Source organism: Pseudomonas sp. GW821-FHT07G06 (assembly GCF_058986625.1).
On sequence record NZ_JBYSVW010000017.1, the window covers coordinates 41,451 to 52,983 of the forward strand.

General features: G+C 54.3%; 13 protein-coding genes and 1 pseudogene. 5 read left to right on the forward strand and 9 right to left on the reverse strand.

Features of this window, described 5'->3' with window-relative positions; translation table 11 throughout:
• Positions 1-6 precede the first annotated feature (6 nt).
• The 3 genes and pseudogenes from imuA to AC3WJW_RS24110 all read right to left on the reverse strand — a co-directional run.
• Entirely contained in the window at positions 7-624 is a 618-nt protein-coding gene (imuA, locus tag AC3WJW_RS24100) for a translesion DNA synthesis-associated protein ImuA (RefSeq protein WP_493727670.1), read from the reverse strand.
• Positions 624-1,241, reverse strand: a complete 618-nt coding sequence (gene lexA / locus AC3WJW_RS24105; RefSeq protein WP_493727671.1) for a transcriptional repressor LexA — start codon at positions 1,239-1,241, stop codon at positions 624-626. Before lexA ends, imuA begins: the two co-directional genes overlap by 1 nt.
• Positions 1,242-1,406: 165 nt before the next feature.
• Positions 1,407-1,519: pseudogene (locus AC3WJW_RS24110) on the reverse strand (gamma-butyrobetaine hydroxylase-like domain-containing protein); the annotation flags it as partial.
• A 461-nt stretch (positions 1,520-1,980) separates the two neighbouring features.
• Between AC3WJW_RS24110 and AC3WJW_RS24115 the strand changes: the two are divergent.
• The 5 genes from AC3WJW_RS24115 (at position 1,981) to AC3WJW_RS24135 (ending at position 6,576) form a co-directional block, all read left to right on the forward strand.
• Positions 1,981-2,163 carry a hypothetical protein gene (locus AC3WJW_RS24115; protein WP_157222727.1) on the forward strand — a complete coding sequence of 61 codons (183 nt, stop codon included), beginning with the start codon at positions 1,981-1,983 and terminating at the stop codon, positions 2,161-2,163.
• Between the two features lie 78 nt (positions 2,164-2,241).
• On the forward strand, positions 2,242-3,123 hold the full coding sequence (locus AC3WJW_RS24120) for an McbB family protein (RefSeq protein WP_493727672.1): 882 nt from the start codon (positions 2,242-2,244) through the stop codon (positions 3,121-3,123).
• On the forward strand, positions 3,104-3,895 hold the full coding sequence (locus AC3WJW_RS24125; protein ID WP_493727673.1) for a nitroreductase family protein: 792 nt from the start codon (positions 3,104-3,106) through the stop codon (positions 3,893-3,895). The genes AC3WJW_RS24120 and AC3WJW_RS24125 overlap by 20 nt, the downstream gene beginning before the upstream one ends.
• A 1-nt stretch (position 3,896) precedes the next feature.
• Entirely contained in the window at positions 3,897-5,102 is a 1,206-nt protein-coding gene (locus AC3WJW_RS24130) for a YcaO-like family protein (protein WP_493727674.1), read from the forward strand.
• Between the two features lie 754 nt (positions 5,103-5,856).
• Positions 5,857-6,576 (forward strand): AAA family ATPase, encoded by a 720-nt coding sequence (locus tag AC3WJW_RS24135; protein ID WP_493727675.1) that lies wholly within the window; start codon positions 5,857-5,859, stop codon positions 6,574-6,576.
• A gap of 64 nt (positions 6,577-6,640) precedes the next feature.
• Here AC3WJW_RS24135 and AC3WJW_RS24140 read toward each other — a convergent pair whose 3' ends face one another.
• The 6 genes from AC3WJW_RS24140 to AC3WJW_RS24165 all read right to left on the reverse strand — a co-directional run bounded on the left by AC3WJW_RS24140 (position 6,641) and on the right by AC3WJW_RS24165 (position 11,532).
• The gene (locus AC3WJW_RS24140) at positions 6,641-6,919 is read right to left on the reverse strand and encodes a DUF971 domain-containing protein (RefSeq protein WP_493727676.1); all 279 of its coding nucleotides are present in this window, start codon (positions 6,917-6,919) and stop codon (positions 6,641-6,643) included.
• Positions 6,916-7,878 carry a HEAT repeat domain-containing protein gene (locus tag AC3WJW_RS24145; protein ID WP_493727677.1) on the reverse strand — a complete coding sequence of 321 codons (963 nt, stop codon included), beginning with the start codon at positions 7,876-7,878 and terminating at the stop codon, positions 6,916-6,918. Before AC3WJW_RS24145 ends, AC3WJW_RS24140 begins: the two co-directional genes overlap by 4 nt.
• Positions 7,875-8,723, reverse strand: a complete 849-nt coding sequence (locus AC3WJW_RS24150) for an ABC transporter ATP-binding protein (RefSeq protein ID WP_493727678.1) — start codon at positions 8,721-8,723, stop codon at positions 7,875-7,877. The genes AC3WJW_RS24145 and AC3WJW_RS24150 overlap by 4 nt, the downstream gene beginning before the upstream one ends.
• On the reverse strand, positions 8,723-9,505 hold the full coding sequence (locus AC3WJW_RS24155; RefSeq protein WP_493727679.1) for an ABC transporter permease: 783 nt from the start codon (positions 9,503-9,505) through the stop codon (positions 8,723-8,725). Before AC3WJW_RS24155 ends, AC3WJW_RS24150 begins: the two co-directional genes overlap by 1 nt.
• A 138-nt stretch (positions 9,506-9,643) precedes the next feature.
• Positions 9,644-11,050, reverse strand: coding sequence for an ABC transporter substrate-binding protein (locus AC3WJW_RS24160; protein ID WP_493727680.1), 1,407 nt, complete (start codon positions 11,048-11,050; stop codon positions 9,644-9,646).
• A 236-nt stretch (positions 11,051-11,286) separates the two neighbouring features.
• Positions 11,287-11,532: a 4Fe-4S dicluster domain-containing protein gene (locus AC3WJW_RS24165; protein WP_003180418.1), complete on the reverse strand. Its 246-nt coding sequence runs from the start codon at positions 11,530-11,532 to the stop codon at positions 11,287-11,289.
• Between the last annotated feature and the right edge of the window lies 1 nt (position 11,533).

Sequence of the window (11,533 nt, forward strand, 5' to 3'; positions counted from 1 at the left end):
GCAACCTCAATGCCCCACGGCGAAGGCGATCGGCGCCGAACGGGCCAGGCCGCCACGGCACTTGAGCACGCGCAGCTGTGCCGGCCGGGCATCGATGGCGATGCGCAGGGCCGCCGGCGAAGGGTTGATCGCTTCACTGAGGGGGCGATAGGCGAAGGCCAGGGTCTGGCCGGTTTCCGCCGCCACCTGCAAGCGGCGCAAGGCGCGGTCGTCGGCCTTGTGCGGCCAGCACAGCACCGCGCCGCAACTGCCCGAACGCAGGCATTGCTCCGCGGCCCACAGCGCATCGCGCTCGCTGGCCCGGATGATCGACAGCTGACGCAGATCGACCCCGGCGCCCTGCCACGCCTGGGGATACGGCACATGAGGCGGCGCCACCAGCACGATGCGTTCGCCCGCCGCCGACAGCCGTGCCAGCGTCGGCCACACCAGTTGCAACTCGCCCACGCCCTGCCCGGCCAGCAGGATTTCCGTCAGCGCCGCCTCCGGCCAGCCGCCGCTGGGCAATGCCGCGTCCAGTGCGGCATGCCCGGTGGGCTGCGGGCTGGCGGCCGGCGGCGCAGCCCGGCCCCTCCAGACCTGGCCGCCATTGAACAGCGTATCCAGCGCAACGACGGCCCCCATCAGCCTTGCCTCACCAGGCCACAGAACACGCCTTCGATGGCCAGGTCCTGATCGGCGTGCACAATGATCGGCTGGTAGGCCGGGTTGCGCGGCAGCAGGCGAACCACATCGCCGACCCGCTCGAAGCGCTTGATGGTGACTTCACCGTCGAGCCGCGCCACGACGATCTGGCCGTTGAGCGCCTCGGGGTTGCGGTGCACGCCCACCAGATCGCCGTCGAGAATGCCGTCCTCGATCATCGAGTCACCGCGCACCCGCAACATGTAGTCCGGCACCCGCGAGAAAATCGACGGATCGAGCAGCAAGCGGCTATGGACTTGCGCATCGACCCCGATGGGCGCACCGGCCGCCACCCGACCAAGCACCGGGATGTCCAGCAACTCGGGACGCGGCGGCCGCCCGAGCAGGCGAATGCCCCGGGCCTGATGCGGGTTGACCTCGATAAACCCGGCTTCGGTCAGCGCCAGCACATGCTTGCGCGCCACGCTGCGGGAGGCGAAACCGAACGCCTCGCTGATCTCGGCGAGGCTCGGAGGCTGACCGTGCTCGGCGATGCGATCGCGGATAAAGGTCAGGATGGCGGTACGGCGGGGAGTCAGAGTCGTCATGGAGTACATTTGTACTCTTTTGGCTTTTGCCTGGCAAGAACCGTCAATCATCTGGTGGCAGGACCAGTGACCTGTGGGAGCGAGCTTGCTCGCGATGGTCTTTCATTCAACATGTGTATCGACTGACCGGGCCTCATCGCGAGCAAGCTCGCTCCCACATTGGATTTCAGTGACTCAAGAGGTGAGTTGCGCCAGATACGCCCATGGATAAATCCCCCGCTCATGCCCATCGCTGAAGACCAGTTGCAGGTCATCCCCTGCGAGGGCAACTCGATAACCCGCAGACGTAAAGCCCAGCGCTCCTTACTCGAACAAAACGGACAATCAAAAAACAAGGCCTACCGTTCGTCGCATTTTTTAAAAAAATAGCTTCTGAAGAAAATAAAAATCCATAAAAAAAGTACAAAACGCACATTTACTCCTACAGAAATATTTTACTCAGCACAGCAAGATCATTTCTGCCTTCCGAAAACTAAAATACAGTTTCAAAAAGGAATTCTACAGATCCACACTAGAAACAAACCTCACTAAAACTAAACCAAACCACTAAGGTTCCGAACATCATGTAGGACGTATCTTTAAAACATGCAGGAATCCCCCTACAACACAAAATTCTCTCGCTTGCACCCAACAATAAATTCAACTAATTCTTGCAGCACCACTTAATACCAAGTGGCAAATACAACGAGTAAGAACAAAATGAAAAACAACGAACTTGGAAAAGTGCTATTCAACTTTAGAAGTAATGTTGGATCAAACCCCAATCCGCAAGTCGCTGGTGGCTCTGGAGGTGCAGGAGGTTGCGGGGGCAGCGGTGGATGTGGTGGGGGTGGCGGATGCAGCGGTGGTAGTGGTGGAGGAAATGGTGGCTGTGGCGGAGCAGGAGGCACTGGCGGTGGTGGCACCGGTGGCTGTAGAGGTATGTAGTTGAAGCCGATAATAAAACTGCCTACTAGCTTCCTAGACTAAAAGGATCTTTCAAAGCGGAAGATCCTTTAGGAGGAGATAAATGCAACTGATATTTTCAGAATTTGACATTATAAGCCTACCTAACGAATCACTAATCATATCTACCAATGGCGCATCAAAAACCGACTCAAAAAAACTATTAATCGTACTGCAGGAACTAAAAAAACAACAACCACCCAGGATACCAAAAGCGCTATTCGATAAAATAGTATCCGACCAAAAACTACCTACAAAAGAAACCTATACGTTCTTAAATCTCGCCATAGGACTTAGAGATCAACCATCGGAAATATACTTCAAAAAAGTATTAATAGCACATGACTGGAGCAACCGAGAAGAATTCAAAACGCTCATTGATCAAGAGGTAAAATTCGATCACGAAATAGTGAACGACTTGGAATCATTAGTTGACCGAGCCCGAGACAATTCATTTCTAATTAAAATAGTCTGCATGCAATACAATTATTCGAAACTTAAAAATCTATACTTTTGCTTAGCAGATTCGTCCCCAAACAGCGCCATCTCAATAGCATACTTAAGCGGGGATGTTTTTCGCATAAGTCAACCATACATTCCCAACATTGGAAATGCCTGCCACTTTTGCCTTATAGAGAGGCAATTGCACTATGAAAAGATCAACGAAAGTAAAAACACCTGGTCTGCCTTGTTGAATTTCTGCGCTGACCGAAACATTACTATACCTGCGCAAAACTTAAGCCTGTTACAGAGAAACCTAGCATTAGGTACTCTGATGAAAAAAATCAAGCTTCATACGGAGCATAATCAAGGCTTCAGATATCAAGATAACTCTCTTGCATCGATGACTATAAATTTAAACAGCGGACTGATTACGGAAGAGTTGAGCCCTCACTGGCATTCCTGTACCTGCCTGAGATCTAAACATGAAAAATATCCCACATGATTACTATCTGAAATTTCTCGACCAGAAAGTCATTGAGGACACCCTGGAATTCCACAATAAAGGCAACTTCACAATCCATGACTGCGTTAAAAATATTTCCTTACTGCACAACCTTCCACCACAGCTACTTTCAGATCTAACAGGTAACGAACTGCAATTATATCCCGACATGGATATCACTACAGAAGGGGTAAAACTCGAAGCGCTAGATCCTACAAGCCCTTTACATCGAAATCAATCATGCGATTTCTTCGACGATCGATACATAACATTCGAGTCGATAAAGAAATTAATCAGCCCACTATTAAGCATTGGCGAAAACACTCATAAAAGAGGATACCCCAGCGCAGGAGCTCTATATTCAGTAGAGATATTCTGCTGCTCCCTATCACCTAAAAACATATGGCCATGCCCTGAAAAAATTTTACACCTACTACCACACTCAAGAAAATTTGAAATAATGCAGGGGAGTTACGATACCAGTGTAATAAAAGAGGCTATTTTGCCCACAGGAAGCAAAATTGGAAATCCCAGCCTGGCAATAATTTATGTAATGTACATGCCAAAAACACTCTTCAAATATCGTTATCGCGGATACAGATTAGCGCTAATGGAAACCGGATCAATATATATGCTAGTTGATCTTCAGTGCAAACAATTAAACATCAAAAGCCGTCAGTGGTCTGGGTACACCGACAACATGCTGTGTAAGGCCATCGGTTTAAATCCAACTCTATTTTTTCCTGCATGCGTACACTTGATAGGAGGCTAAATTGAAAATTTCAAGTTACAGCAATGATCCCTCACTGCCTGCGGAAATGTGGTGCCAGCCCCCATGTATTTTCGACTTCCCTTTTTGCTCGGAAATTGGCGATCAATGGAGCTCAATAGGTTCAGGGATAGGCACAAGCTCAACATCAATAAAAACCGCCTTGGGTGAATACTTCGAGAGACGTCACTTCTATTTAGAAATATTACCCGACAGCTTTTCGCCCCTAGAGAATGGTCTTACGCCAAAAGAGGTAGAAAACTTCATCAAAGCGTTCAGTCAAACCGCTGCGAAAAGCACAAACCTAGATAATCTGGCAAGTCGTAAATTTAACATGAACTCCGCCATACGCATTTCTGATTTTTCATGTTGCTCAATTCCTACTGTATGTATCTCTCTGACCCACCATAACAGCGACGACGACAATATCTACCCGAGTCGTGACACTTGTGGATGCAGCTTTCATTGGAATCCAGAACTTGCCGTTCTTGGCTCTATTAAAGAATCATTAGAACGTCAATTTCTCACTCGATTCTGGCTAACTAAGCAATGCATAGGAACGATCAAACCAGCCGAAATATCAACTGCGATAAAAACGCTCCCTTCATATGGCCTATTCAACGCACTGACAAAATCAGGACAACTATTAATAATAGACATCTCTGATGATGATTTTCCAGGAGTATGCCTACTAACAGTTTACGGGAACAATGACCCTACTAGAAACGTTCACTACTGCGCAGGAATGTCTTACTCAGAAAATCGAGCGGAAGCACTAAATAAGTCAATTTTGGAATTATGGCAAACATTTCGATTCATGAATTTATTTAGCGTTTTTCACGGCAACCCAGACTCTCTTAAGGACTCTTATATCCGCCACTTCGTAAAGTGCAACCACTATAAGACATTTGAGGAAATCACATCACAACTAAACTACCACCCACACACCTCACGCAAAAAAATCCAAACTTGCAAACTGGACACTGAAAACTTGATTAAAAGCTTGAGAAACAAAAACCTCGAAGGATACCTCTACATAAAAACAACTCAAATAGATGGAGCCAACTACACATTTTGTAAATTTACTTCGCCATCTTTATTTATGCACATGAACAACTCAGCAGACATAAACATGATCAACGACTACTCAAACACATTTTGCCTCGAAATATACAATGAAAGAAAAAAAACAATGGTTCCATTCCCATAGAGAAATCAATCATGACTAAGAATATTTGCCCCAGAGCTATCTCCCTAACCTCCATATTCATCAAAGAACAACTAAAAGAACCCATCGCCTTTTTCTGGATCATGATATCCCCTTGTGCAATGTTCTATTTTTTTGCAATAACCAGGCAAGACCCCAACTATTTCTCCAGCAATTACATTACGATTTCGGCATGGTTTTATGCCTACATCTCTTCAAGTGTCGCACTATTCGGATTCGCCTTTTATATAATCGGAAGAAGGGAAAGCGGATTCACTCGATCATTCATTTACTCCAGGGAGTCAAAACTGATTTTTCTTTTATCGCACTTCATTGCGTACTCGCTAATATCACTATCTTATTGCGCAACCTTTTACTTGACGACCAAGTTTCCATTTGGAAACTACGCCTTAAATGAACTAATGAACCTCGCACTACGCTTTTATATCTGCTTTATCATGTTCTGCACTCTCGGAGCTGCCTTCTCATTGCTACCGATCAATTTTCAGAACTCGAACACTTTGCTTTCCATTTTTTCGTTCTGCATGTTGATCCTCGGAGTAATGAGTGCCAGCAGACCAAACCCCATCACCGACGCTTTGAACCTCGCAAACCCACTGACACTTGCAAGCCAAATAATGGAACAAGGCCTTGGACCCAACAAACCCATCACAGCCGCAATAGTTCTTTTGTTTATATTTGCACTGTACAAAACGTTCAAGCACCTAAGAATCAATCCCGTATGGAGCCGGTACTGATGAAAAAATTCACGGCGCAGAACATTGACTTCTCCTATACAGACACGCCCCTCTTGACCCGGGCATCTCTTGAGGTTGCTCAAGGCGACATTGTCGGCATTCTGGGGCCCAACGGATCTGGAAAAACAACTTTTTTCGATATCGTCTGCGACCTTAAAAAAGCAAAATCCGGCATCATAAAAAACGACTTCAGTCGCTTTTTATACCTTTCCCAAATCATCTCCACGCCCCCACCGCTGCGCATGCGTGACATTTTTAAAATGGTATCTGCGCTGTCATCAAACGAGCCCATGACACAAGATAAAACCCTGAAAAAGCTAAGTACCTGGAGCCCAGCGATAGTTGACCGATACCAAGACACATGGAACAAAAAATCATCGTTATGCAGCTACGGAGAGACACGCTGGTTCTTTACGCTTTCCCTTCTTTCAATATCTGCAGACTTTGTGATTCTCGACGAACCTACTGCCGGCGTAGATCCAGAATTTCGTCACTATATCTGGCAATGTCTTCACGGCGCTGCCAGGGAGGGCACCGCCATTCTGGTTTCCTCGCACAATGTTGATGAAGTCATTAACCACTGTGATTATTTTTATATGATCAGCCAGCAACGCTTCAATCGCTTTAACAACGGCAGTGAGTTCATGCAAAAGTATGGAGTAAAGACTGTGGACGATGCGTTTATCCGGGCCGTTACTGAACCTGTATTCGCAACATAAACCACTGGAAGCGTACGGGAGAGCTGCCGCAGACCGCGACAACTCCCGAGGAATGGAATTCGATTCAGTCGGTAAGTCCAGCCAGATACGCCCACGGATAAATCCCCCGCTCATGCCCATCGCTGAAGACCAGTTGCAGGCCATAGCCCTGCGGGTTCAACTCAATCACCCGCACCCGGGCATCCACCAACGGCGCCATCCCCCGCATACGAAAGGCCCGGCACTGCGAACACGGGCACTGCCGGCGCAACTCGGCGTGGTCCAGCAGTTGTTCGCGACCATCGGGCCAGTTCAGTCGCAACTGCTGTTTGATACGGGAATTGCCAATCGCCAGCGGATTCATTGCAGTTGACTCAAAGCAATGCGCACGGCCTTGCGCACTTCAGGGTCGCCGTCGTGTTGTGCGGCCTGCAATGGTGCAATGGCCCGTGGGTCGTTGAGTTCGCCCAGAGCCAGCGCGGCCTCCTTGCGCAGGTTGCTGATGCGATGGCCGAGGGTGTCGATCAGCGCTTCGAGCGCCGGTACATAACGCAAGCGACCGAGGCTGCGGGTGGCGCGCAGACGCACCTGCCAGTAATCGTCGCCCAAGGCGTCGACCAGGGCCGGGCCGGCGTCGGGGTGGCCAACCTTGCCCAGGGTGGTGGCGGCTTCTTCGCGGACTTGCCAGGCAGCGTCCCGCAAGGCCTGGCGCAGGGCCGGCAGCACCTGTGCGTCAGACGCCAGGCCCAGCGCCCCGGTGGCGGCCCGCCGCACGTCGGTGTCCGGGTCGGCGCTGGCCAGCCGCGCCAGTGCCGGCAAGGCATCAAGCTGCTTGAGCCAGCCGAGTACGCCCACCGCCTCGCGGCGCACGCTGGCGCTTTCATCGTCCAATGCCCGGGCCGCCGCATCGGCGGCATCGGGGCAACGCAGCTCGCGCAACGCCCTGAACGCGGCAATGCGTACGCCGCTGTCAGCGTGCCCGGTCCACGGCAGAATGACCCGCCCCGCCGCTTCGCTCTTGAGCAGGCTGAGGCTTTGCGCAGCGGCCGCCTGCACCGCCGGGGATGGATCCGTCAGGGCCTGACACAAGGCTTCGACCACGGGCGCGTCCTCCCAGGCTTCCAGCAACCGGGCGGCTTCGGCGCGCACCTCGGCCATCGGGTCTTCGGCCAGTCGATCGATCAACCACTGCAGGCCGTCCGGCTCCTCGAGATCGGCCAGTTCGATCAGCGCGATCCGGCGTACGCCGGGGTCGTCATCGGTCAGCCGTGGTTGCAGGGCCAGAATGTCGTCGTTATCGGTTACATCGAATAGAGAGGTCATAGGGCAAATCGCGGCAGTTTGTTTTCAGGGGGAAGTCCGAGCGGGTTCAGGCGCGGCAGTTGCCGGCCGTCTTCGTGCCGCAGGAGTTCGAGGCAATGGCGCTTCAGATGCGAGAATTCAGGGCGGGTCATCAGTTCCGTGCTGCGCGGCCGGGGAAAGTCCAGGCGCAGGTCTTCGATGATTCGCCCGGGGCGCGAGCTCATGACCAGCAAGCGGTCGGCGAGGAATAGCGCTTCGTCGATGTCATGGGTGACAAACACCACGGTGGTGCGGATGCGCGTCCAGATGTCCAGCAGCAGCTCCTGCATGTTCAACCGGGTCAGGGCATCGAGGGCGCCAAAGGGTTCGTCCATCAGCAACAGGCGCGGACGGTTGACCAGCACCCGGGCGATTTCCACCCGCTGCTGCATGCCACCGGACAATTGATCGGGCCAGCGCCCGGCAAAGCCTTCGAGGCCCACCAGGGCGAGGATTTCATCCGCCGCCTTGTGCCGTTCGACCTTGCCGACGCCACGCATTTTCAAGCCGAACGCCACGTTGTCACGCACCGTCCGCCACGGAAACAGCGTGTGCTGCTGGAACACCATGCCGCGTTGTGGCGATGGCCCCGACACTGGCGTGCCATCCACGTTCAAGGTGCCGGTGCGCGGTTGCAGGTGGCCGGCCAGCGCGCCGAGCAAGGTGGACTTACCGCAACCGGACGGCCCGAGAATGCACACGAACTGGCCCGGTTCAATCTGGCAATCGAGACCCTGCACCGCTTCGAAAGCCGCGTGCCCCTCGCCCAGGCTGATCGACAACCCGCGGATATCGATACGCCCTTCCAGGTATTGAAAAACGCTCATCAGGCTTTTCCTCGCGGTCGGTGCCAAGGCGTGAAGAGCCCGCCCAGGCGCTTGATCAACAGGCTGCTGCCCATGCCGAGCACGCCGATCAGCAACATGCCGACGACGATGTCGGCGTAGTTCTGGATGGTGTAGGACTCCCAGGTGTAATAGCCGATGCCGAATTGACCGGAGATCATTTCCGCCGTCACCAGGCAGAACCACGAGGTGCCCATGCCGATTGCCAGGCCGGTGATGATGCTCGGCGCCGCGCCCGGCAGAACGACCTCCAGCAGGATTGCCCGGCGCCCTGCCCCGAGGCTTTTCGCCGAGGCGATCAGGCGTGGGTCGACGCCTTCGACGCCATGCACGGTGTTGAGCAGGATCGGGAACAGGGCACCGGTGAAGGTGATGAACACCATCGACAGTTCCGACGAGGGAAACATCAGGATCGCCAGGGGAATCCATGCCACGGCCGGGATTGGCCGCAGGACTTCCAGGGGCGGCAGCAACAGATCTTCGGCCCATTTCGAGCGGCCGATGGCCAGGCCCAGAGCCACGCCTATGATCAGCGCCGCGAGGTAGCCGGCGAATACCCGGCCGAGGCTGCTGCCCAGGTGCTGGGCGAGTTTGCCGGAGTCGCCAAGGCCGAGGGCGGCTTCAATGACCGCCAAGGGTGTCGGGACGTTGGCGAAGGTCACCAGGCCAAGGTTCCAGTGGTGGCTGGCGGCGAGTTGCCAGAACAGCAGGCAGAGCAGCAGTGAAGCGGCTCTGGGAATCCAGCGTGCATATGATCGGTACACAATTATTCCTCTCAACCGAGATCCCTGTGGGAGCGAGCCTGCTCGCGAAAGCGGTGGGTCAGTCGACATCGATGCTGAATGTCAGTACGCATTCGCGAGCAGGCTCGCTCCCACAGGAGATCAGTGGTGTTCTAGGGATTAGCGAACTGCTACGGCCTGGGTCGTGGCATCGGTGAAGTCGAATACTTTGCCGCCCTGGGCCGTGGCGAACTGTTGGGCCTGGCCTTTGAGCAGGAACGCGCTCAGCCGCCCTTTCCCGTCGGTGGCAAACCACGCCTGATCCGCCAGCAATTTGATCCCGCTGTCGCTGGCCTGGGTGTACACCGCACGGATGCTCTTGCCTTCCTGCTTCAACGCTGTGAGTGCGGTAAATGCCGATTCTGCCGAGGCGTACTGACGGACTTTCGGCTCGCCACGCACCCAGATTTCCGCCACATGGCTGAATTCGGTGATGGCTTTGCCGCTTGCCGCGTCGACGGCCTTGAGCGGCGTCTGTTGGTAATTCCCAAGCTGCGCGCTGTAGTCCAGGTTCGAGGCCTTGAAGGCGGCGCGGATGTACTGGTCGTCGATGAAGCTGTTGAGATCTAGACCGCGATCGGCCTTCTTCAACAGTTTGAGGGTATCGATGGCGGTGCCCACGGCCTGACGGTATTCCGGCTTCCAGCTCAGATCGCGGGTCTGCACGCCTAGGGGGCCATGGAACAGGTAGTTGACCTCGGCATCGACCCCGGTGACCTTGGCGATCAATTCGCTGTATTTCTCCGGCTCAGCCGCCAGCAGCTGGTTGGCTTCGATGCTTGCCCGCAGGTAAGCGACGACGATTTCCGGGTACTTTTTCGCATAGGCCTGATCCACCAGCGCACCGTGGAAGGTCGGCGCATCGGCCTGGGAACCGTCATAGATCTTGCGGGCGAAACCACGGCTGGGGAACAGCTCGGCGAAGGGTACGAAGTCGGCGTGAGCATCGATCTTGCCGGCCTGTAACGCGGAACCGGCGACTTCCGGCGGCTGGGCGATGATATTCACGTCCTTGAGCGGGTCCCAGCCCTGGGCCGCGACGGCGCGCAGCAGCATGCCATGGGCGGTGGAAGCGAACGGCACGGAAATGGTCTTGCCCTTGAGTTCGGCCAGCGACTGCACGCCCGACGCACTCGGCACCACGATGCCGTTGCCACTGCCCTTGGTGCTGCCCGACAACACGCTGATGAACAGACTGTGCTTGCCCGCCGTTTCGAAGGCCACGCCGTTGAACGCACCGGGGAAATCGGCCATGGCGCCGAAGTCGAGTTTGCCGGCGACCATCTCGTTGGTCAGCGGTGCGCCACTGGTGAAGTTTTTCCACTGCACCTCGTATTGGGCGTCTTTGTAGGGGCCGTCGTGGGGCAGGTATTTGTCCAGCAGGCCGAGTTCGCGAATCAACAATCCGCCGGCGGCGCAGTTGATGGTGGTGTCCTGGGTGCCGATGGCAATGCGGATGGTTTCGGCCGAGGCCGACAGGGTGAAGGAAGCCAGTACCAGACCGGCCAAAGCTGCACGCAACATCATGAGTGTTTCCCCTCGAATCATTTATAGGATGTTCGTCTCCGCCACGATCAGGGCGTGGTGGGAAACGAGGGGTGTTCTGGATCAGGCGTCCGGTGGTTGCCGGATGGCGTTTTGGGTTGTTTGAACTCGATTCACTGTGGGAGCGAGCCTGCTCGCGAAGGCGTCCGATCAGTCAATGGAGATGTCGCCTGTGCCGACCTCTTCGCGAGCAGGCTCGCTCCCACAGGGACGGTGTTTCAGCGCAGCAGGTACGGGATTTCAACTTTCACAGCCCCGGTCGGGCAATCCTTTTCACAGGGCATGCAGTACCAGCATTCGTCGAACGCCATGTAGGCCTTTTGCGTGGCCGGGTTGATCGCCAGCAGGTCCATTGGGCAAACGTCGACGCACACGGTGCAGCCTTTGTGGGCGATGCATTTGTCTTCATCGACCGTGACCGGTGCGTTGGAGCGGAAGAAGATTTCCTGGGGTTGGTAAGCCATG